Raw genomic sequence first — 20398 nt, 5'->3', positions numbered from 1 at the left:
CGTGCATGCCGTTCCACGCGCATCGTATAGACGTTTGGATCATTTGCGACGATGCGGGAGCTACTACTGGTCGAATTCCGAGGTCGGGTTTATCACCCGTCCACGAGTGAACCCTCAAGGCCGTCGGTGCGTCCCCCTCACCGATGCCTCGGGTAAAGGAGCGGTCATGCAGAAGCCGTCCCGCCGCGTCGTACTGACCGCGGCCGCCGGTACCGCGCTGGGCACCCGGGCGGCACCGCGGGCGGCGAGCCGGTTCCAGGCGCTGGAGCGCGAACACCGGGCCCGGCTGGGGGTGTTCGCCTGGGACACCGGCTCCGGGGCCCGGATCCGGTACCGCTGCGGGGAGCTCTTCCCGATGTGCTCGGTGTTCAAGACGCTCGCGGTGGCCGCCGTCCTGCGCGACCTCGGCGAGGAGGTGCTCGCCGAGGTCGTCCACTACGACGAGCGTGATGTCGAGCGGGCGGGCGGGGCGCCCGTCACCGGGAAACCCGGGAATCTCGCCTCCGGAATGACCGTCGCAGAGTTGTGCGCGGCGGCGATCGAGTACAGCGACAACACCGCGGCGAACCTGTTGCTGGAGCAACTGGGCGGGCCGGTGGCGGTGACGCGGCTGTGCCGTTCCCTCGGGGACGAAGTGACGCGCCTGGACCGGTGGGAGCCGGAGCTGAACTCGGCGGAGCCCGGGCGGGTCACGGACACCACCACTCCCCTGGCCGTCGGCGTGAGTTACGCGCGGCTGGTCGTCGGCGACGCCCTGGACGGCGCGGACCGGCGGCGGCTCACGGGCTGGCTGCGCGCCAACACCACCGGAGGGGAACGGATCCGCGCGGGGCTCCCCGGGGACTGGACGGTCGGCGACAAGACCGGAACAGGCGGCTACGGCACCGCCAACGACGTCGCGATCGCCTGGCCTCCGGGCCGCGCCCCCGTCGTCCTCGCCGTGTTCTCCACCCACATCGAGGCCACCGCCCAGGCCGACTCACCGCTGGCGAGGAAGGCCGCGGCGGTGGTGACGGACGCGTTCAAGCACGGCCGCGCATAAGATCGTTCACAGCCGGAACACAGCAAGTCACTTTCCTGGCGTCGGTTTCATGCAATGAGAACCGGAACCGTTCTGTTTCGATCACGGACTCTCGTATAGTGACGCGCAGTTCAGCACCGAGCGTCACACCTCCTTTACCGGATCCTCATCCCTCCCCGTTTCAAGGACCAGACCGGACCGATGACCGCGCCCACGCATCCCGGCGATCGACCCTCCCTCCGTAGGCTCGCTCCGACCATCGCGCTGACCGCTGTGGTGTCGGCCCTCGCGGTCGTCGCCGCAGTGACCGCCGCGCCGCACTCGGTCCGTGTGCCCCTCGCGCTGGGGGGCAGTGCGGCCGCGCTCCTGTTGTGCGCGGCGGTGACCTGGGCCGTCCACGCCGGTCGGGCCGCCCGTGGCGCCCGGCGTCGGCTGGAGACGGTGAGTCAGGACATCGGACGGCTGCTTCAGCAGCAGGCCCGGACGACCGAGGAGGCCCGCCAGGAACAGCAGCGGCTCATCGACGAACTGGCCCAGCAGCGCAGCGAGTTCGCCGACTCCTTCGAGCAGGAGCGGGCCCGGATCCACCAGGACAGCAGTCAGGAACTGGACTGGTACCGGCAGGAGAACACCCGGCTCGCCGCCGGGCTGGAGCGGGCCAACCGGGAGCGGGCCTCCGCGATCGCCGCCGCGAGCAACGCGGCCGGCCGGATGCAGGCCCTGGCCACCGCCACCCTCGCCGACCTGCGGGCCATGGAGGAGCGGCACACCGGCGAGGACGTGCTGGCCGACCTGCTGCACCTGGACCACCGCACGGCGCAGGCGGGCCGGCTCGCCGACTCCATCGCCGTACTGACCGGGGCGCGTTCCGGCCGCCGCTGGGCGCGTCCGATCAGCATGGAGTCCATCCTGCGCGGTGCGATGGGACGCATCAGCGGCTACCGCCGGGTGCGGGTGCACTCGGTGAGCGAAGCCGCCGTCGCCGGACACGCGGCCGAGGGCGTCATGCACGCGCTCGCCGAACTCCTCGACAACGCGGCCAACTTCTCGCCCCCGACGGCCGAGGTCCATGTGTACGTGGAGGAGGTGCCGTCCGGAGTCATCGTGTCCGTGGAGGACAGCGGGCTGGTGATGGGCGATGTGCAGCTGCGCCGCGCCGAGCAGGCGGTCGCGGGTGACACCTCCGGACTGGGCGGTCTCACCGGCACCCGGCTCGGACTCGCGGTGGTCGGCCGGCTGGCCGCCAAGCACGGTCTGAAGGTGTCGTTCCGGCCGTCGGCCCGCGGCGGCACCGGGGTGCTGATGCTGGTCCCGCAGGACCTGCTGGCCCGCCCGGTCGCCGAAGAGCCCGCCCTCCCGAACGGGACACCGTCGCCCGAGCCGGTGCCGGCCCAGGCCGACCCCGTGCACGAGTCCGCCGAGCCGGACGACGCCGCCACCGAGGACGAGGACGCGGACGGCCCCACCGGACTGCCCAGGCGGCGCCGCGGCCGGACCCTCGCCGAGGCCGAGCGCAAGGCGGCGCACCAGCCGGCCGAGCCGCGCCCGGCGCCGGCCGCCGAGGACGCCCGGGTCCGCGCCGCCCGCTTCAACAGCTTCCGGCAGGCCGTCCGCCCGGCCGGGCCCGACTCCGACGCCGGTTCCGAGGCCCACGGGACCTCCGGCGCGGCCGACGAGACGGCCCGCTACGCTCCCGCCCCCACGCACGACCCGGTCCCCGCGCCCCACCCGGAGTCCGACCCCAAGGCCCCCTCCCACCAGCACGCGTACCCGGAAGGCGACACCACTTCATGACCGGCAGGACCACCGCCGACGACAAGCTGACCTGGCTCATCGAAGGCCTTCTGGAGCGCACCCCCGGCGCGCGACACGCCCTGGTGCTCTCTCGTGACGGGCTGAAGCTCTGCCGTACGCCCGAGCTCTCCGTCGACCAGGCGGACCAGCTCGCGGCGATCGCCGCCGGCATCCAGTCGCTGTCGCACGGGGCCTCCGTCGAGTTCGGCGACGGCAGCGGCGGCGTTCGGTCGGCGATGACCGAGTTCTACGGCGGCGTGCTGTTCATCGTGGAGGCCGGCGAGGGTGCCCATCTGGCCGTGGTGACCAGCGAGGACGCGGACCCCGGGCTGGTCGGGCACAACATGAGCGAACTGGTCGAGCAGCTCGGCGAACACCTCACCGCGCAGCCCCGGACGTCATGAGCCGGCCAGGAAGGGACGACGCTCCCGACCGCCTGTACACCATCACCGGCGGCCGCAGCGGCGCCGGACCGGACAACCCCTTCGACCTGGTCACGCTGGTCGTCGCCGAGTCCGAGCCGGCTACCGGCATGCAGTCGGAGCACGCGGCGATCCTGCGCCTCGCCGAGTTCCCGGTCTCCGTGGTCGAGGTCGCCGCGGAGCTGAGGCTGCCGGTGAGCATCACCAAGATCCTGCTGGGCGACCTGCTGGTGGCCGGCCGGGTCAGCGCCCGCCATCCCCACCGGCCGGCCATCACCGACCCCGACATCCTGGAGCAGGTGCTCGTTGGACTCCGCAACCTCTGACGCGCGCACCCCGTTGGGTGCGACCGCCGACAACGGTTTCAAGATCGTGGTCGTGGGCGGTTTCGGCGTCGGCAAGACCACCCTGGTCCGTTCCGTCAGCGAGATACGTCCCCTCAACACCGAGGAGACCATGACCCAGGCCGGCGAGGATATCGACGACATCCGGGAGGTGCGCGGCAAGTCCGCGACCACCGTCGCCTTCGACTTCGGCCGGATCACCCTGGACGCCCGCAATGTGCTGTACCTGTTCGGGGCCCCGGGCCAGGAGCGGTTCTGGTTCCTGTGGGACCGGCTGTTCTCCGGCACCCTCGGGGCGGTCGTGCTCGTCGACACCCGGCGGATCGACGACTCCTGGTACGCCATCGACCGGCTGGAGAAGTACGGCACGCCCTTCATCGTGGCCTGCAACGACTTCGGCGGTACGGTCCACACGCCCGAGGACATCCGCCACGCGCTCGACCTGGACCCGCAGGTCCCGCTGCTGAACTGCGACGCCCGGTCCAGGGAGTCCGGCAAGCAGGTGCTGATCACCCTGGTCCAGCACGTCAGGAACCGGTACGCCGGCCCGTCCGCACCGGCGGACCTGCCCCGACAGGAGTTCGTGTGACCCCCGATGCCGTGCCGCTCGGCGGCCCCCGGTTCCAGACCGAACCGGCGCGTCTGTACCGCGAGATGCGGCGCGACCACGGCGCCGTCACCCCCGTCGTGCTCGACGGGGACGTGCCGGCCTGGCTGGTCGTCGGCTACCGCGAGCTGCACCAGGTGACCGGGGACCCGGTGCTGTTCAGCCGGGACTCGGACCTCTGGAACCAGTGGGACATGATCCCCGACGACTGGCCGCTGCTGCCGATGATCGGCCGCAAACAGCCGTCGATCCTGTACACCGTCGGGGAGCGGCACCGTGAGCGCGCGGGGATGATCAGCGACGCCCTGGAGGCCATCGACCCCTTCGAACTGCGGGGCCACGCCGAGCGGTTCGCGGACGAGCTGATCGACGGGCTGTGCACCGCCGGCGAGGCCGACCTGATCGGCCAGTACGCGATGCTGCTCCCGGTGCGGGTGCTGGCGCGCCTGTACGGCTTCTCCGACGAGGACGGCCCCGGTCTGGTCACCGCCCTCAACGACATGATCGACGGGCGTGAGCGGGCGATCGCCGGGCAGACCCATCTGGCCACGTCCATGGCCCAGTTGCTGGCCGACCGGAAGGCGGACCCGGCCGACGACGTGGTGTCGCGGATGCTCCAGGACAAGAGCGGGTTCACCGACGAAGAGATGATGAACGACCTGATGGTCATGATGGCGGCCGGGCACCAGCCGACCGCCGACTGGATCGGCAACTCGCTGCGCCTGATGCTCACCGACTCCCGGTTCGCCGCCTCCCTGTTCGGCGGGCGCAACAGTGTCGCCGAGGCGATGAACGAGGTGCTGTGGGAGGACACCCCCAGCCAGAACATCGCCGGCCGCTGGGCGTCCCGCGACACCCAGCTGGGCGGCCGCCGGATCCGCGCCGGTGACCTGCTGATCCTCGGCCTGCAGGGCGCCAACTCCGATCCGCAGGTGCGCACCGACGCCTCCGCGCTGACTGGCGGCAACAACGCGCACTTCTCCTTCGGGCACGGCGAGCACCGCTGCCCGTTCCCCGCCCAGGAGGTCGCCGAGGTGGTCGCCCGGACCGGGATCGAGGTCGTCCTCGACCGGCTCCCGGACATCGACCTGGCGGTGCCCGCCGACTCCCTCACCCGTCGGCCCTCGCCGTGGCTGCGCGGCCTGACCGCGCTGCCCGTCCGGTTCACCCCCGTCCCCGCCCTCTGATCCGCACCGACAGACAGGCGCAGCACCGCATGGCGCAGTTACCCGACCCTGCCCTGGGAGGCACGTCACGATGACGACCGGTACCGAACAAGCCCGGATCGCCCTCGACCCCTTCGTCACCGACCTGGAGGGCGAGAGCGCGCGGCTGCGCGCCGCCGGTCCTCTCGCAGCCGTCGAGCTGCCCGGCGGGGTGCCCGTCTGGGCGGTCACCCGGCACGCCGAAGCCAAGGCGCTGCTCACCGACCCGCGTCTGGTCAAGGACATCAACGTGTGGGGCGCCTGGCAGCGCGGGGAGATCGCGCCAGACTGGCCGCTGATCGGTCTCGCCAACCCCGGCCGCTCCATGCTCACCGTGGACGGCGCCGACCACCGCAGGATGCGCACCCTGGTGGCGCAGGCGCTCACCCCGCGCCGGGTGGAGGCGATGCGGGAGCGCATCGAGAAGCTCACCCAGGACCTGCTGGACGGACTTCCCGGGGACGAGGAGAGCGTCGATCTCAAGGCGGCCTTCGCCTATCCGCTGCCCATGTACGTGGTCGCCGACCTGATGGGCATCGACGAGGCCGAACTGCCGCGTCTGAAGGTGCTGTTCGAGAAGTTCTTCTCCACCCAGACCCCGCCCGCGGAGGTCATCGCGACCCTCACCGAGCTGGCCGGGATCATGGCGAAGACGGTCGCCGCCAAGCGGGCCGAGCCCGGCGACGACCTGACGAGCGCGCTGATCCTGGCCTCCGAGGACGGCGACCACCTCACCGACGAGGAGATCGTCTCCACCCTCCAGCTGATGGTGGCGGCCGGTCACGAGACGACGATCTCCCTGATCGTCAACGCCGTGGTCAACCTCTCCACCCACCCCGGCCAGCGGGCCAAGGTGCTCGCCGGCGAGGTGGACTGGTCGGCGGTGGTCGAGGAGACCCTGCGCTGGTCCACCCCGACCTCGCACGTGCTGATCCGGTTCGCCACCGAGGACGTCCAGGTCGGCGACAAGGTGCTCCCGGCAGGGGACGCCCTGATCGTGTCGTACGCCGCGATAGGCCGTGACGAGAACGCTCACGGGCCGAGCGCCGGGGAGTTCGACATCACCCGGGAGACGCAGAACCGGCACATCTCCTTCGGGCACGGCCCGCACGTCTGCCCGGGTGCGGCGCTCTCCCGGCTGGAGGCCGGTGTGGCGCTGCCCGCGCTCTACGGCCGCTTCCCCGACCTGGACCTGGCGGTACCGGCGTCGGAGCTGCGCAACAAGCCGGTGGTCACGCAGAACGACCTCTTCGAGCTGCCGGTCCGGCTGAACCCCTAACCGGCGTTCACGGAGTACGACCTGGCTCCCGTGCCGGCCAGCCGACCGCCGACGACGATCAGGTACTCGTCGCGGATCGGCCGGCCGGCGAGCCAGCACTCCAGGATCTCCCGGGTGCCCGCCGCGTAGCGGGCCTGCGCGGAGAGGGTGGAGCCGGAGATGTGCGGGGTCATCCCGTGGTGCGGCATGGTGCGCCACGGGTGGTCCGCGGGCGCGGGCTGCGGGAACCAGACGTCGCCCGCGTAACCGGCCAACCGACCGCTGCGCAGGGCCCGTTCGGCGGCGTCGCGGTCGGCGATCCGGGCCCGTGCGGTGTTGATGAGATAGGCGCCGCGCTTCATCGCACCGATCAGTTCGTCGCCGAACAGGCCCTCGGTCTCGAGGTGGAGGGGCGCGTTGACGGTGACGACGTCGCAGTGCGGGACCATGGCGGCCGCGCTCTCGTGGAAGGTCAGACCGAGTTCGCGCTCGACGGACTCGGCAGCCGGGTGCGGTCGGTGTAGTGGAGCTTCACGTCGAAGGGTGCCAGGCGGCGCAGCGCCGCGAGGCCGATCCGGCCGGCGGCGACGGTCCCGACGTGCATGCGCGGGCGTAGCTCTTCGGGTATCCGTCGGTCGGGTCGTCGTACAGGACGCAGAGCACCTTGGCCATGGTGGCGGCTCCTCAACTCCGCTGCGGATGGGCGCCTTTCACGATCCATGGCAGCAACTACGCAGGTCAAAGCGAACGTTGCTATGTCGTGATAGCCGGTCTCTATCAGCCGCGGCCGTCCAGGACGGCGTGCAGCCGGCTGTCCAGGGCGTCCCTGAGGCCCGCCTCCCGGGCGACCTGCAGCAGGGCCTGGGCGAGCACCGACCGGGGCTCGCTGCGGGCGACGACGAGCCCGACGCGGGGCCCGTGGGCCGGGCCTTCCAGGGGGACCACGCGCATGCCCTGCGGCACCCCGAACATGTGCAGCCAGGCGTGCGAGATCACGCTGGACCAGCGGCCGCCGGGGAGGTGGGCGTAGAGCCCGGCCACGCTGTCGGACTCGATGGCCGGGACGGGGGCCGCGCCGTCGGCGGCGAAGCAGTCGTCGATGCGCCGGTTGCGCATCCGCCGTCCGAGCAGGCACAGCGGGAGGGCGGCGGCCTGGGACCAGGTGGCGGCGGCCGCGTCGCCGAGGGGGCCGTCGGCCGGGGTGAGCAGGACGTACCGCTCCTCGTAGAGCGGGAAGCGGCGCACCTGCCGTAGCTCGTCGTCGTCCAGGTAGGTCATGGCCGCGTCCAGTTCGAACTCGGCGAGGCCGCGCCGGATGTCGGCGGACGACAGGGATTCCATGGCCACCCGGGCGTGTGGATGCCGGTCGCAGAAGGGACCGGTGAGGAGCGAGGCGACGGGGACGGCGGTGGGGACGATCCCGAGGCGCAGGGTGCCGGTCAGTCCGTCCCGCAGCACCGACAGCTCCTGCCGCAACGCGTCCCCCTCGGCGAGGATGCGGTGCGCCCACGCCAGCACGACCTCGCCCTCGGGTGTCAGTCCCTCGTAGCGGCGGCCCCGGCGTACGATCGGCACGTCGAGTTCGTGTTCGAGTCGTCGTATCGCGGCGGACAGCGAGGGCTGCGAGACATGACAGGCGGCCGCCGCCCGGGCGAAATGCCGCTCCCGGGCGAGCGCGACAAGATATTCGAGCCGGCGCAACAGCATGCGGGCTCCCCGGGGGTTCGGGCGGCGGTCACGGTCCCCGGGTCTACGTGTACCGGATCCGCGGCACCCGTTTGACTTCGAGTGCTCTTCAAGTCGTAGCGTCCGAAGCACAGCACTAGTCAGCAGGAAAGGCTGGGAGTCACATGGAGCAGCGCAATCTGCGGGATCTGCGGGTTTCCGCCATCGGCCTCGGCTGCATGGGCATGTCCGCCTTCTACGGCACCACCGACCAGGACGAGGGCGTGCAGACCATCCACCGCGCGCTGGAACTGGGCGTCACGTTCCTCGACACCGCGCAGCTCTACGGCCCGCTCACCAACGAGACGCTGGTCGGCGAGGCGGTCCGGGGGCACCGGGACGAGTACGTGATCGCCACGAAGTTCAACTACCGGATGGACCACGCCGTCCCGGGCGACATGAGCACCATCGGCCGGCAGGACGGTTCGGCCGAGCACGTCCGCAGCTCGGTCCACGGTTCGCTGGAGCGGCTCGGCACCGACTACATCGACCTGTACTACCAGCACCGGGTCGACCCGAACGTGCCGATCGAGGAGACCGTCGGCGCCATGGCCGAGCTGGTCGCCGAGGGCAAGGTGCGGCACATCGGACTGAGCGAGGCGAGCCCGGAGACGATCCGGCGGGCCCACGCGGTCCACCCGATCACCGCGGTGCAGACCGAGTACTCGCTGTGGTCCCGCGACCCGGAGGACGGGGTGCTGCCGACCTGCCGGGAGCTGGGCATCGGGTTCGTCCCGTACTCGCCGCTGGGCCGTGGCTTCCTCGCCGGCCGGTTCTCCTCCCCCGACGAGCTCGACGCGAACGACTTCCGGCGCAGCGGTCCTCGTTTCACCGGCGACAACCTGGACGCCAACCTGCGGCTGGCCGCCAAGGTGAAGGAGATCGCCGCCGAGAAGGACGTCACCCCGGCGCAGCTGGCCCTCGCCTGGGTGCTGGCCCAGGGCGACGGCATCGTGCCGATCCCGGGCACCAAGCGCCGCAGCTACCTGGAGCAGAACGCGGGCGCCGTCGACGTCGAGCTGACCAAGGAGGACCTGGCCCGTATCGACGCGGAGGTGCCGAGGGCGGCCGGCGAGCGGTACGACGAGAACGGGATGCGCTCCGTGAATCTCTAGGGTTCCGCGCGCGGTGGCCGCTCGGACGGGGTTGGCGCACGCTGGTGGCATGGTGACGCGGTGGATCGGTGCGGCGGGTCTACGGCGGTCATGGCAGTCGCACGCGCTGCTGCTGCTCCCGATCGCACTCATCCTGGTGATCACGGTGGCGGACCTGCGCACACCCAAGGACATCCATCTGGGCCCCGCCCTGGTCATCGCCCCCGCGCTCACCCCGTCGTTCGCCGGCCCCCGGGCGACCGCGCTGGTCGGGGCGCTGGCGGTGGCTGCCCAGGTGCTGATCGCCGTCTTCCACGGCGGGCTGACCACCGCCAACCACATCGTGCAGATCGTCACCCTGGCGGTGCTCTCGGTGATCGTGGTGGTCTACAGCGCGGTCCGGGAGCGGCGGCGGGCCCAGCTGGCCCAGGTGCGCACCGTCGCCGAGGCCGCGCAGCACGTGCTGATGTGGCCGCTGCCGGAGTACATCGGCCCGCTGCGGATCGCCTCGCTGTATCTGGCGGCCGAGGACGAGGCACAAATCGGCGGTGATCTGTACGCGGCCACCCGGTGCGACGGCGCGGTCCGGGTGCTGATCGGCGATGTCCGGGGCAAGGGGCTGTCCGCGATCGGCGAGGCCGCGCTGGTGCTGGGCGCCTTCCGGGAGTCCGCCCACCGGAATGTCGCCCTGCCGCAGCTGGCGGCGTCCCTGGAGCAGAGCGTGCAGCGCTACGGGGCGGAGCTGGAGACCCCGGAGGAGATGGGCGAGCGGTTCGTCACCGCGCTGCTGATCGAGATCCCCGACGAGGACCCGCTCACCCGGATGACCAGCGCGGGCCATCCGCCGCCCCTGCTGCTGAGCCCGGGGCACGCGGTCACGGTCCCGAGTGTGCATCCGGCGCCACCGCTGGGTGTGCCCAGCGCGGACGGCGCCGAGCACACCCTTGACGTCTTCTCCTTCGAGCCGGGCGACACCCTGCTGCTCTACACCGACGGTGTCGTCGAGGCACGGGACGCGCAGGGCCGTTTCTACCCGCTCGCGGAGCGGGTCGCGCAGTGGACCGACGCCGCTCCCGAGTCGCTGATGCACCACATCCGGCGCGATCTGCTGGCCCATGTCGGCGGGCGCCTCGGCGACGACGCGGCCCTGATCGCCCTGCACCGCACCCCGACCGTGCACCGCCGGCACCATCACGGCATCCTCGGACACGGCGCGACCCATGCGTGAAGGCTTCAGAAGGCTTCGGTCTGTGCCTTCAGATACGTCTTCAGGAAGGTGAACTTGGCGTCGCTGTCGGCCACCGCGAGCGTGCCGTAGGCCGCGCCGAGCTGCATCGTCTGCGGGGTGTCGGTGCTGAGGGCGGGCCAGGCGGTCAGGGAGGAGCCGTTCGGGTCGCCGGTGACGGCGAAGCGGGCGACGTACGAGGCGGCGGTGTCGGCGGCGGCGTAGTCCTGCGCGGTCCACGGGCGGTCGGTGCTGTAGAGGAAGCCGAGCAGGTAGTAGACGTCGGAGCCCTCGAAGGCGCCGGTCGCGGCCGTGCCGATGACCGGGTTCGTGTTGTCGTACCCGGGCGGGACGCGGGTCCAGAAGTAGGTGTGGACCGGGCCGGAGTTGCCGGCCGTGTCCTTGAACTGCGCGGCCCACAGGAAGGCGGAGACACGTTCCTGGTCGCGGGCGTAGGCGCAGTACTGCCGGGCGGCCGCCGTGTCGCTGTCCGCCGGGTACAGCGCCAGGAAGGTGTCGGTGAGCCCCAGGGGGCCGAACTCGGACTCGGCGTACGCGTTGTACGCGTCGAGTGTCATCGCCAGGTCGGGTGAGGCGCCGTTGGCGTCCTTGCAGACGCCGGTGAGGACCGGCACATCGGTCTCGGTGCGGGCCTCCAGTACGGCGGTGTAGGTGTCCGGCAGGACGTATCCGTCGAGGACGTTGCCGAAGTCAGCGGCGGTGTCCGCGGCGGCTCCGGTGACGAGGTCGTCGGCGTCCAGCGCGCGCAGTGCGGCGAGGCCGTCGGCGCCCAGGTCGGCGGCGAGGGCGGTGCCGTTCGCCTCGGCGTCGGCGAGGGTCCGGTAGCGGGAGGTTCCCCGGGCGATCGCCGGGTCCTTGGTGTACCGCACGCCGGAGGAGAGCAGGGCACGGTGGTAGAGGCCCCTCGCGCACCCGGACGCGAGCAGGATGTCGACGAAGGACGCGCCCTGCGACCAGCCGCCCAGGGTCACCCGGTCCGGGTCGCCGCCGAACACGCCGATGTTCCGCTGGACCCACTCCAGTGCGGCGACGGCGTCCAGGATCCCCCAGTTGCCGGAACCGCCGTACGCGGACTCGGCGGTCAGTTCGGGGTGGGCGAGGCCGCCGAGCACGCCGACGCGGTAGTTGGGGGTGACGACGACGAGGCCCTTGGCGGCGAGCAGGGAGCCGTCGTAGAGCTCCTGGCCCGACCACAGGGCCCGGTCGCCGCCGTAGAGCCAGACGAGGACGGGGCGGGCGTCGCTCGAACTGGTCGCAGCCGTCCAGATGTTGAGGTTCAGGCAGTCCTCGCTCAGCTCGGGCACCTGGTCGCTGGGGATGCCGGTGACGGGCTGCGGGCAGGCGGGGCCGAAGGAGTCGGCGGCGCGGACGCCGTCCCAGGACGGGGCCGGCTGCGGCGGGCGCCAGCGGCCCGCGCCGGCGGTGGAGGCGGCGTAGGGGATGCCCTTGTAGACGGTGACACCCCGCAGGCCGCCCTGGGCTCCGGTGACCTGGCCGGACTCCGTGGTGACCGGGGTGGCGGCCGCGCTCCGTGCTGCCTCAGCGGGGGTAGCCAGCGCGCCGAGCAGTCCGGCAGCGGCGGCCGCGCCGAGGAAGCCACGCCGGTTCAGCGCGGCGGAACGCATGTCTCTGTCGCTCACGGGGCTCCCTCTCGGGGGTGGGGGGACGAGCCGACGGAAGCCTGGCGCCGTTCCGGAGCGCGCGGCAAGCACATCCCGGCTACTCACAGCAGGTCAACAGGTGCCGAAAGGAAGGGAGTTGGCTCGGCTGTTCAATTGTCTTTGGGTCAAAGTTAAGTCGTGAGGGTGTTCTCGACCATGGGCTGACTGCCAGACTCCGCTTCGCCTTTCACAGACAGGGAGCCGACATGCCCGACCTGCAACCCCCCACCCGCAGACGGCCGTTCCGCAAAGCCCTCGCCGCGGCCCTCGGTGCGCTCGCGCTGGTCGTCGCCGTGCCCGCGACCGCGCACGCCGACGTCCTGACACTGCTGCCGCAGAACGCCGACGGACTGGAGCAGACCTTCTCCCCCGCCTACGACTACGACGGGGACGGCTGCTACGCCACCGCGGCGATCGGCGCCGACGGCACCATCAACCCGGGCCTGAAGCTCGGCGGTGACGTCAACGGCCACTGCCACGACTACGCGCAGCTCGCCAACGCCAACACGTACTCGCGCGAGAAGTGCAACAACGGCTGGTGCGCCGTGATGTACGCCAGCTACTTCGAGAAGGACCAGGCGACGTACGGGCCGCTGGCCATCGGGCACCGGCACGACTGGGAACACGTCATCGTGTGGATCCAGAACAACCAGGTGCAGTACGTCTCGGTGTCGCAGCACAGCAGTTACCAGGTGGCGGCGGCCTCGGCGATCCGGTTCGACGGCACCCACCCGAAGATCGTGTACCACAAGGACGGCCTGTCCACCCACGACTTCCGCTTCGCCAACTCCAACGACGACCCGCCGGAGAACGTGACCGGCGGCTGGTTCTACCCGCGTCTGGTGGGCTGGGACGGCTACCCGGCGGGCTACCGCGACAAGCTGATGAACGCGGACTTCGGCGACGCCACCATCAAGATCAAGGACGGCTCGTTCAACGCCAACCTGGGGTACTCCATGCCGTCCGGGATCTCGTTCGACCCGAACGCCTGAGCCGGCCGGTACCCGTGGGAACGACCGTGCCGGGGCCGGGAAGGTGAGCCGGGCCCCGGCACGGAGACCGTGTCACGGCTTGCGGGCGACCGCTCCGTACATCGCGATGTCCTCGTCGCGGATGCCCGCTTCGCCGGTGCCGTCCGGGTGCCACTTGTGGACCTGGACGATGCCCGGCTCGACCAGCTCCAGGCCCTCGAAGAACTCGTGGGCCTCGTCGATGGTGCGCAGCCGCATCGGCATGTTGCGGGCCGCGTACTCGCGGGCGACCCGGCCCACCTCCTCGGGCGCGAACTCGGCGGTGCCGATGGACATCGCCAGGTAGCTGCCCGACGGCAGCGGTTCGAGGAGGCGTCGTACGACACCGACCGCGTCGTCCGCGTCGAGCATGAAGTGCACGATGGCGATCACCGTGAGCGCGACCGGCTTGTCCAGGTCGAGGGTCTCGCGCAGTTCGGGGGCGTCGAAGAGGTCCGTCAGATCACGGAAGTCGGCCTCGATGTACGCCGTCCTGCCCTCGGGCGTGCTGGAGAGCAGGCCCTGGGACAGGGTGAGGACGATGGGGTCGTTGTCCACGTAGACGACCCGGGAGTCCGGGGACACCGCCTGGGCTATCTCATGGAGGTTCGGAGAGGTGGGGATGCCGGTCCCGACGTCCAGGAACTGGCGCATGCCCGCCTCCTCGGCGAGCCAGCGCACGGCGCGGTTCATCCAGTCGCGGTTGGCGCGCATGTGGATCGGGAGCGCGGGCCACTCCCGGGACATCGCGTCACCCGCCTCCTGGTCGGCGGGGTAGTAGTCCTTGCCGCCCAGGATGTAGTCGTAGATCCGCGCGGAGTGCGCGTTCTCGGTGTCGATGCGGTCGGCCGGCCATCCGTTGTCGGGCAACGCCGTGTCTCCCATTCAGGTGAGGGGGGATGCGGGGGTGTTCGGAGGGACTGCGGGGGTGGTGCGTCTGGTGTGGGGGGTGGTTGAACGATCAGCTATAGCAAGGAAGTTCCAGGAACAGGGGTCACATCAGGAAGTCGGCGTCACCCGCCTTCACACCTGACAGGAAACTCGTCATCTCACGGGGCGTGAAGACCAGCGCGGGACCGTCGGGGTCGGTCGACTGGCGTACCGCGACCCGGCCGTCGGCGAGCTTCTTCACTTCCACGCAGGCGCCGCCGGCGTCGTCGCTCCACGGCTTGGACCAGCCGCGCGCGCCGAGTTGCCGGGAGGGAATGCCGTTGTGTATCGGGTGGTGCACGTCAGAGCTCCTTGCGAATCGCACCGAGGACCGCCTCGGTCCTTCTGGCGGGCGCCGCCTGGGCGCCCAACCGGTCCAGGGCCTCGCGATAGACCACGACGTCGTCGCCCTTGTCCAGGTAGACCGCGCCCACCAGGCCGTTGAGATAGACGATGTCGGGCAGTTCCGGGGCCTTGAACCGGAAGAGGTGGTACGCGCCCGCGCGCATGGCCGGGTGCGGGCCGTTGGCGAACGGCATGATCTGCAAGGTGACGTTGGGCAGCCGGTTGAGCTCGATCAGATGGTCGATCTGGGCGCGCATCACCCCGGAGCCGCCGACCGGCCAGCGCAGCACCGTCTCGTCCATCACGACCCACAGCCGCGGCGGCGCCTCCCGCGTGATCAGCTCCTGGCGGCGCATGCGCAGCGCCACCATGCGCTCGGTGGCCTCGGTCGGCGCGTGCGGGTTGCCGGCGCCGAGCAGGGCGGCGGCGTACTCGCGGGTCTGCAGCAGGCCGTGCACGAACTCGTTCTCGTAGGCGCGGATCTGCAACGCCGCCTGTTCCAGGCTCAGATAGGCGGCGAACCAGTCCGGCATCACATCGCGGTAGGTGTGCCACCAGCCGCGCTTGTTGGCCTCGCGCACCGACTGCAGGAAGGTGTCCAGCTCCTGGCGGTCCGTCACCCCGTAGGTCTGCAGCAGTTTCTCGGCGTCCGCGAGCCGCAGCCGGGCCACCTTGGCGGCCTCCATCCGGCGGATCGTGGAGTGGCTGACGCCGATCGCGGCGCCGGCCTGTTCATAGGTCAGGCCGGCCCGGGTCCGCAGCTCCTCCAGTTGCCGGCCCAGGATCATGCGCAGGACGGAAGGGGCACCGCCCCAGTCGGTCTCCGAGGTCACGCCCTACCCCCTCACACCAGGTTTCAGGGTCACCGTCTCACGCAGTGGTGATCGGCACACGGACTCTTTCGATCACTTCTTGTCGCGAGCAGCATGCACTTCACTTCTTGCAATTTTCAACTTGCTGGTTGCGAGGCGATGTTGGCAGATGTCAGAGTGGGCTCAATGCTCCGGTCGACCAAGGAGCAGGCGAAGCAGTCCAGTTGGGGGAGACTGAGCTGTGACCCGGTGCCGTCCAGGCACGGGCCGTCGTCTGCCCTGCGGGAGCTCCGGGGCGGACCGCGACCGCTCAGCCCCCCACGCTGCGAAGCCGGACGAAAGGCGTACGGCGATGGCACCGCCCTCTCTCCCCCAGCCGCTCGACCGACTCCCCGAGGACCGGATACCCGGCCTGCCCCGCCCGGCTCTGACGGCCGGTGCCGAGGGCCCGCACCGCTCGTCCGACGTGACGGGCAACGTCCCCAGACCACCCGGAGGCGAACGCCTAGGTCGACTCCCTGGGCCGCAAGGCCTCGATCGGTTCGCCTCCGGGGACGGACCCACCACCCTTGTCCACAGCCGGGCCTTCGACCTGGCGCCGACGCCGCGGGCGGTGGGCAACGCCCGCCGGAGCGTGGGCGAACTGCTGGACTCGTGGGGCGTGGGCGAGGAGGCCCGCGACAATGCGGTCCTGGTCACCTCCGAACTGGTCACCAACTCGATCGTCCACTCGGCGGGCCGGCGGATCGTGTGCCGGGTGCACGCCGGCAGCGACCGGATCCGTATCGAGGTCGAGGACCAGAACGGGGGCTTCACGCTCCCGGCGCCCCGGCAGGCCAGACCCGACGAGCAGAACGGGCGCGGGCTGTTCCTGGTCGACGCGCTCAGTCTCGACTGGGGCGTCGCGATCGCACCGGAGGGCCCCTCGGTACGCGTCGTCTGGGCCGAACTGTCGACGGCACCGGACGAACCCCCCACCACCCCGCACTACTCAGGAGGCCCGTCGACCCATGGACCGTCCCCCCACTCCTGACCCCGCCGCCGACCCGTCCTGGACACGCACCCGCCCGAAACCCGGCCCGGATCAACCCCACACCGCTCCGGCCCGCTGATCCCGCACCACGCCGGTCGGCTGCCCACCGCACCGGCCTCACGGCCCGGCCCTCGGGAAGAGGGCCGGGCCGCCGTGCGCCCGCCCCGGCGAACCGCACCCCTGGCAGGGCGGCGGCACGGGATGCGGTCCCGGTCGCCGCACCGCATGATCGAGGGTGGAACGGCCCGTGGTGGAAGGCGGCAGCCCCATGACTACGACGGTCGACGAGGCCATCGCCCGGGTGGACAGGGCCGCCGGGTGGGTGCTCGTGGACACGGTTCCGCTGGACTTCGTCTGCCACCACCCCCGGGGCATCGACCGGGCCGACGGCACCTTCTTCGTGAGTGGCTCGGAGATCCTGGAGCCTGCCGGGGCCGTCCGGGGTGCGGACGGCACGTCGTACGGCGCGGGCCGGGGCCGTGCGCACCTCTTCGAGATGAGCCCGCGCGGCCGTCTGCTGCGCCACTGGGACCTGGGAGAGGACGCGCTCCACCACGCCGGCGGGCTCACCCACGACGGACAGTTCGTCTGGGTCACCGTGGCCGAGGACCGGCCCGACTCGCGGTCCATCGTCTACCGCCTGGACCCGGCGAGCGGTGAGGTCGAGGAGATGTTCCGGTATCCCGACCACCTCGCCGGCATCGCCCGGGACCCGGAGACCGGGCTGCTGCACACCGTCACCTGGGGCGGCCGGCGCATCCTGGTGCTGAGCACCGACGGTGAACCCGTCGGCAAGACCGCGGTGCCGGGCCGCCGCGTCGGCCTCCACGACTGCGTGGCCGTCGCCGTCCTCTCCCCCACCGGGCGCGCGGTCTCCGTCGGGGCCACGGACTTCGAGGTCGCCGGCGCCGACCGGCTCCGGCTGTACGCGCTGCCCGACGACTCCTCGGCACCGGGCGCGGCGAGCCTGCTGGTGCTGGAGGCCGCGCTGCGCGGCTGACGCCCGACGCGCGTTCAACGTGCCCCGGTGCGCTTGGCGTCCACCCTGCGCCGGTCCGGCCAGCGCACCTCGTAGACCCAGCCCAGCCGTTCGAGCCAGCGGATCAGCCGGGCGCTGGCGTCCAGTTGGCCGGTGAGCACGCCGTGGCGGGCGCTGGTGGGATCGGCGTGGTGGAGGTTGTGCCAGGACTCGCCGAAGGACAGCGGGGCCAGCCACCACACGTTCCCGGACCTGTCCCGGCTGTGGAAAGGCCGTGAACCGGCCGCGTGACAGATGGAGTTGATCGACCAGGTGACATGGTGGACCATGCAGATCCGAACCAGACCGGCCCAGAACAGCGCGGTCAGCGCCCCCTGCCAGGACCGGGTCAGCCCTGCGCCGAGCAGCGTGGGCAGGGCGAGCGAGGCGAGGACCAGGAGCCCGAAGCGACGGGAGATCAGCATCAGGGTCCGGTCCTTGACCAGGTCGGGAGCGTACTGCCGGGGCGAGGCGTGCTCGGTCTCGAACAGCCAGCCGAGGTGGGCGTAGAGCATGCCCTTGGCGAGGGCGCCGGGTGAACGGCCGTACCGCCAGGGCGAGTGCGGGTCGCCGTCCTTGTCGGAGAACTGATGGTGCTTGCGGTGGTCGGCGACCCAGGTGATCAGCGGGCCCTGCACGGCGATGCTGCCCGCCAGCGCGAGCACGATCCTGAGCGGCCGCCGCGCCTTGAACGAGCCGTGCGTGAAGTGTCGGTGGAAGCCGACGGTGATGCCGAGCCCGCTGACGAGATAGAAGACGACGGCGAGGGCCAGGTCGACCGGGCTCAGCCCGTGCCGCCAGGCCAGCGGCACGGCGGCGAGCAGCGCCAGGAACGGTACGGCGACGAAGACGCCGATCATGAACTGTTCGGCGGTCGGCAGGGCGCGCCCGCGGGCCGGGGTGGTGCTGGCTTCCTGGTACATGCCTGTCTTTCGGCCGGGGACGGGGGCGCCGCTAGTCGACGGCGGTGAAGGCGAGTACGGCGTTCTGCCCGCCGAACCCGAAGGAGTTGCTGACGGCCGCGCGCATCCGGTGGGCGCGCGGCACCTTGGTGACGACGTCGAGGTCCAGCGCCGGGTCGAGCACATCGAGGTTGGCGGTGGGCGGGACGAGCTGGTGGCGCAGGCTCAGTACGGTGCAGGCGGCCTCGATGGCGCCGGCGCCGCCGATGGCGTGCCCGATGGTGCCCTTGACGGCGGTGACCGGGGGCGGGCGGTGGAAAACCTGGTGCAGCGCGTTGTGCTCGGCCGCGTCCCCCTGCGGGGTGGCGGTGCCATGGGCGTTGACGTGATCGACGTCCGCCGGGGCGAGCCCGGCGTCGGCGAGGGCGGCGCGCAGGGCCCGGGCGGCGCCGTCGCCGTCCGGGTGTGGGGCGGTGAAGTGGTGGGCGTCGCAGGAGGCACCGAACCCGGCCAGGTACGCCTCGGGCCGCGCGCCCCGGGCACGGGCGTCCGCGACGCGTTCCAGGACCAGTACTCCCGCACCTTCACCGAGGACGAAGCCGTCCCGGTCCCGGTCGAACGGCCGGGAGGCGCTGTGCGGTTCGCCGCTACGACGGGACAGCGCCCGCATCTGGGCGAAGCAGGCGGCGGTCATCGGCAGCCGGGCCGACTCGCTGCCCCCGGCCAGCACCAGGTCGCAGCGGCCGGCGAGCAGCCAGTCCCGGGCGAGCCCGATCGCGCTGGTGCCGGAGGCGCAGGCCGTGCTCACGACCATGTTGGGGCCGGTGGCGCCGAGGTCCAGGGCGATCTCGGCGGCGGCCATGTTGGGCACGCTGCGCGGCAGGGCCAGCGGGGAGACACGTTCGGGGATGTGGTTCGCAAGGCGGTCGAACTCGGGCTGCCAGCCCTGCATGGATCCGGTGCCCACCCCCATCACGACGCCGATCCGCGCCCCGTCCCAGGCGTCCGGGTCGAGCCGGGCGTCGGCGACCGCCTCCCGGGCGGCCAGCAGGGCGAAGGTGGTGAAGCGGTCGAGCCGGCGGCTCAGCCGGCGCCCCAGCAGGGTGGTCGCGTCCAGGTCGGGCACCCGGCAGGAGAAGGCCACCGGCAGCCCTGCCAGCTCCGGATCGGGCTGCGCCGTCGAGTCGCCCGCGCACAGTCCCTCCCAGGCCGCGTCCCTGCCGATGCCGGCCGGTGTCACCAGTCCGAGGCCGGTGACTGCCACCCGAGCGCGCCGTGCGTCGCCTGTGTTCACGAGCTGCATGGGCGGTGATTATGCGCCGCACGACCGGCGGTTACCGGCCGCCACGCCTCGTTCGGCCCAGGCGGACGGTCCGCTACCACCCGGAAGTGCGAACGCCGCCCGCGAAGTGCAGGGATGCAGCGCGCGGGCACGGAGTGCGCCCAGGCCTCCGGCCGGACAGCCGCGGAGCGCGCTCGGGCCTCCGGCCACCGCGGGCCGGTGGGGGCTGGTCGCGCAGTTCCCCGCGCCCCCGAGAAGGTGGGTCCACCGGTCCCACCTGAAGGCGGGCACGCCATACGCCCAGACCTCCCGCCACCGCAGGCCGGTGGGGGCTGGGCGCGCAGTCCCCCGCGCCCCCGAGAGGCTTCCTCCGGGGTGTCAGCGTGTGTCGGTGCCTTCGTGATTATGTCCCGGGCGGCGGGGCCGGGCGTTGCGTTCTGTCGCATGCGCCAGCAATGCGGTTGCCGCGGAGCGCAGTTGTGCTGCTGCGGCCGTACAGGCGACCGCCTGCCGCTCCAGCGCGGCGCCGCTCCACTCCGGCGTCCCGGCGCAGCCGCCCAGGGTCGCGGCGGCGCCGCGCAGCCGTTGCGCATAGCCGTCCATCCGGTCGGCGTCGACTCTCAGGTCGTCGACGTAGGCGAGGAGTTCCGGGGACGCGGTGGCGGGACGGGATTCGGTCGCCATGGGGG

Annotated in this window: 20 protein-coding genes and 1 pseudogene; 12 read left to right on the top strand and 9 right to left on the bottom strand. The window is 71.8% G+C overall.

Features of this window, described 5'->3' with window-relative positions; genetic code table 11:
• Window positions 1-166: 166 nt before the first annotated feature.
• The 7 genes from bla (at window position 167) to EDD90_RS48795 (ending at window position 6672) form a co-directional block, all read left to right on the top strand.
• Window positions 167-1042 (top strand): class A beta-lactamase, encoded by an 876-nt coding sequence (bla, locus tag EDD90_RS48825; RefSeq protein WP_123979440.1) that lies wholly within the window; start codon window positions 167-169, stop codon window positions 1040-1042.
• A gap of 180 nt (window positions 1043-1222) precedes the next feature.
• On the top strand, window positions 1223-2815 hold the full coding sequence (locus EDD90_RS48820) for a sensor histidine kinase KdpD (protein ID WP_123979439.1): 1593 nt from the start codon (window positions 1223-1225) through the stop codon (window positions 2813-2815).
• On the top strand, window positions 2812-3219 hold the full coding sequence (locus EDD90_RS48815; protein WP_123979438.1) for a roadblock/LC7 domain-containing protein: 408 nt from the start codon (window positions 2812-2814) through the stop codon (window positions 3217-3219). Before EDD90_RS48820 ends, EDD90_RS48815 begins: the two co-directional genes overlap by 4 nt.
• Entirely contained in the window at window positions 3216-3563 is a 348-nt protein-coding gene (locus EDD90_RS48810; RefSeq protein WP_123979437.1) for a DUF742 domain-containing protein, read from the top strand. Before EDD90_RS48815 ends, EDD90_RS48810 begins: the two co-directional genes overlap by 4 nt.
• Window positions 3544-4170 carry an ATP/GTP-binding protein gene (locus EDD90_RS48805; RefSeq protein WP_398927932.1) on the top strand — a complete coding sequence of 209 codons (627 nt, stop codon included), beginning with the start codon at window positions 3544-3546 and terminating at the stop codon, window positions 4168-4170. The genes EDD90_RS48810 and EDD90_RS48805 overlap by 20 nt, the downstream gene beginning before the upstream one ends.
• Complete coding sequence (locus tag EDD90_RS48800) at window positions 4167-5375, top strand: cytochrome P450 (RefSeq protein ID WP_123979436.1); 1209 nt, start codon at window positions 4167-4169, stop codon at window positions 5373-5375. Before EDD90_RS48805 ends, EDD90_RS48800 begins: the two co-directional genes overlap by 4 nt.
• A 70-nt stretch (window positions 5376-5445) precedes the next feature.
• Window positions 5446-6672: a cytochrome P450 gene (locus EDD90_RS48795; protein WP_123979435.1), complete on the top strand. Its 1227-nt coding sequence runs from the start codon at window positions 5446-5448 to the stop codon at window positions 6670-6672.
• Here EDD90_RS48795 and EDD90_RS48790 read toward each other — a convergent pair.
• Together EDD90_RS48790 and EDD90_RS48785 are read right to left on the bottom strand one after the other, a co-directional pair.
• Window positions 6669-7255 (bottom strand): annotated as a pseudogene (locus tag EDD90_RS48790) (NAD(P)-dependent oxidoreductase); the annotation flags it as partial. The gene EDD90_RS48795 and the pseudogene EDD90_RS48790 sit on opposite strands and share 4 nt — an antisense overlap.
• Window positions 7256-7428: 173 nt before the next feature.
• Entirely contained in the window at window positions 7429-8358 is a 930-nt protein-coding gene (locus EDD90_RS48785; protein WP_123979434.1) for a LysR family transcriptional regulator, read from the bottom strand.
• 143 nt (window positions 8359-8501) lie between these two features.
• On the opposite strand from EDD90_RS48785, the gene EDD90_RS48780 reads away from it, so the two are divergent.
• Window positions 8502-9491: an aldo/keto reductase gene (locus EDD90_RS48780; RefSeq protein WP_123979433.1), complete on the top strand. Its 990-nt coding sequence runs from the start codon at window positions 8502-8504 to the stop codon at window positions 9489-9491.
• A 49-nt stretch (window positions 9492-9540) separates the two neighbouring features.
• Complete coding sequence (locus tag EDD90_RS48775) at window positions 9541-10698, top strand: PP2C family protein-serine/threonine phosphatase (RefSeq protein ID WP_123979432.1); 1158 nt, start codon at window positions 9541-9543, stop codon at window positions 10696-10698.
• Between the two features lie 5 nt (window positions 10699-10703).
• Here EDD90_RS48775 and EDD90_RS48770 read toward each other — a convergent pair whose 3' ends face one another.
• Window positions 10704-12356 carry a carboxylesterase/lipase family protein gene (locus tag EDD90_RS48770; RefSeq protein WP_260328566.1) on the bottom strand — a complete coding sequence of 551 codons (1653 nt, stop codon included), beginning with the start codon at window positions 12354-12356 and terminating at the stop codon, window positions 10704-10706.
• A 227-nt stretch (window positions 12357-12583) separates the two neighbouring features.
• On the opposite strand from EDD90_RS48770, the gene EDD90_RS48765 reads away from it, so the two are divergent.
• Window positions 12584-13369, top strand: a complete 786-nt coding sequence (locus EDD90_RS48765) for an NPP1 family protein (protein WP_123979431.1) — start codon at window positions 12584-12586, stop codon at window positions 13367-13369.
• Between the two features lie 72 nt (window positions 13370-13441).
• On the opposite strand, the gene EDD90_RS48760 is transcribed toward EDD90_RS48765, so the two are convergent.
• The 3 genes from EDD90_RS48760 to EDD90_RS48750 form a co-directional block, all read right to left on the bottom strand.
• Entirely contained in the window at window positions 13442-14257 is an 816-nt protein-coding gene (locus tag EDD90_RS48760) for an SAM-dependent methyltransferase (RefSeq protein ID WP_123979430.1), read from the bottom strand.
• 124 nt (window positions 14258-14381) lie between these two features.
• Complete coding sequence (locus EDD90_RS48755; RefSeq protein WP_174856016.1) at window positions 14382-14618, bottom strand: DUF397 domain-containing protein; 237 nt, start codon at window positions 14616-14618, stop codon at window positions 14382-14384.
• 1 nt (window position 14619) lies between these two features.
• The gene (locus EDD90_RS48750; protein ID WP_123979429.1) at window positions 14620-15495 is read right to left on the bottom strand and encodes a helix-turn-helix transcriptional regulator; all 876 of its coding nucleotides are present in this window, start codon (window positions 15493-15495) and stop codon (window positions 14620-14622) included.
• Between the two features lie 331 nt (window positions 15496-15826).
• On the opposite strand from EDD90_RS48750, the gene EDD90_RS48745 reads away from it, so the two are divergent.
• Window positions 15827-16507: an ATP-binding protein gene (locus EDD90_RS48745; RefSeq protein ID WP_123979428.1), complete on the top strand. Its 681-nt coding sequence runs from the start codon at window positions 15827-15829 to the stop codon at window positions 16505-16507.
• A gap of 268 nt (window positions 16508-16775) precedes the next feature.
• Window positions 16776-17507: a DUF6454 family protein gene (locus tag EDD90_RS48740; RefSeq protein ID WP_123979427.1), complete on the top strand. Its 732-nt coding sequence runs from the start codon at window positions 16776-16778 to the stop codon at window positions 17505-17507.
• Between the two features lie 14 nt (window positions 17508-17521).
• On the opposite strand, the gene EDD90_RS48735 is transcribed toward EDD90_RS48740, so the two are convergent.
• The 3 genes from EDD90_RS48735 to EDD90_RS48725 all read right to left on the bottom strand — a co-directional run bounded on the left by EDD90_RS48735 (window position 17522) and on the right by EDD90_RS48725 (window position 20393).
• Complete coding sequence (locus EDD90_RS48735) at window positions 17522-18448, bottom strand: acyl-CoA desaturase (RefSeq protein WP_123979426.1); 927 nt, start codon at window positions 18446-18448, stop codon at window positions 17522-17524.
• 31 nt (window positions 18449-18479) lie between these two features.
• A complete protein-coding gene (locus tag EDD90_RS48730) occupies window positions 18480-19730 on the bottom strand; it encodes a beta-ketoacyl synthase (RefSeq protein ID WP_123979425.1) in 1251 nt (416 codons plus the stop codon).
• 357 nt (window positions 19731-20087) lie between these two features.
• Window positions 20088-20393 (bottom strand): hypothetical protein, encoded by a 306-nt coding sequence (locus EDD90_RS48725; protein ID WP_123979424.1) that lies wholly within the window; start codon window positions 20391-20393, stop codon window positions 20088-20090.
• Between the last annotated feature and the right edge of the window lie 5 nt (window positions 20394-20398).

It is taken from the genome of Streptomyces sp. Ag109_O5-1 (genome assembly GCF_003814875.1).
Lineage (GTDB): Bacteria > Actinomycetota > Actinomycetes > Streptomycetales > Streptomycetaceae > Streptomyces > Streptomyces sasae.
The sequence above is the reverse complement of the archived record's forward strand: the minus strand, read 5'-3'. Positions and strand labels throughout refer to the sequence as shown.

Excerpts from the sequence above, each read along its gene's own strand:
- EDD90_RS48745 (WP_123979428.1), top strand. The coding sequence starts at position 15,827 with ATGGCACCGCCCTCTCTCCCCCAGCCGCTCGACCGACTCCCCGAGGAC.
- EDD90_RS48730 (WP_123979425.1), bottom strand. The coding sequence starts at position 19,730 with ATGCAGCTCGTGAACACAGGCGACGCACGGCGCGCTCGGGTGGCAGTC.
- EDD90_RS48795 (WP_123979435.1), top strand. The coding sequence starts at position 5,446 with ATGACGACCGGTACCGAACAAGCCCGGATCGCCCTCGACCCCTTCGTC.
- EDD90_RS48765 (WP_123979431.1), top strand. The coding sequence starts at position 12,584 with ATGCCCGACCTGCAACCCCCCACCCGCAGACGGCCGTTCCGCAAAGCC.
- EDD90_RS48810 (WP_123979437.1), top strand. The coding sequence starts at position 3,216 with ATGAGCCGGCCAGGAAGGGACGACGCTCCCGACCGCCTGTACACCATC.
- EDD90_RS48740 (WP_123979427.1), top strand. The coding sequence starts at position 16,776 with ATGACTACGACGGTCGACGAGGCCATCGCCCGGGTGGACAGGGCCGCC.
- EDD90_RS48815 (WP_123979438.1), top strand. The coding sequence starts at position 2,812 with ATGACCGGCAGGACCACCGCCGACGACAAGCTGACCTGGCTCATCGAA.
- EDD90_RS48775 (WP_123979432.1), top strand. The coding sequence starts at position 9,541 with ATGGTGACGCGGTGGATCGGTGCGGCGGGTCTACGGCGGTCATGGCAG.
- EDD90_RS48725 (WP_123979424.1), bottom strand. The coding sequence starts at position 20,393 with ATGGCGACCGAATCCCGTCCCGCCACCGCGTCCCCGGAACTCCTCGCC.
- EDD90_RS48780 (WP_123979433.1), top strand. The coding sequence starts at position 8,502 with ATGGAGCAGCGCAATCTGCGGGATCTGCGGGTTTCCGCCATCGGCCTC.
- EDD90_RS48785 (WP_123979434.1), bottom strand. The coding sequence starts at position 8,358 with ATGCTGTTGCGCCGGCTCGAATATCTTGTCGCGCTCGCCCGGGAGCGG.
- EDD90_RS48735 (WP_123979426.1), bottom strand. The coding sequence starts at position 18,448 with ATGTACCAGGAAGCCAGCACCACCCCGGCCCGCGGGCGCGCCCTGCCG.
- EDD90_RS48820 (WP_123979439.1), top strand. The coding sequence starts at position 1,223 with ATGACCGCGCCCACGCATCCCGGCGATCGACCCTCCCTCCGTAGGCTC.
- bla (WP_123979440.1), top strand. The coding sequence starts at position 167 with ATGCAGAAGCCGTCCCGCCGCGTCGTACTGACCGCGGCCGCCGGTACC.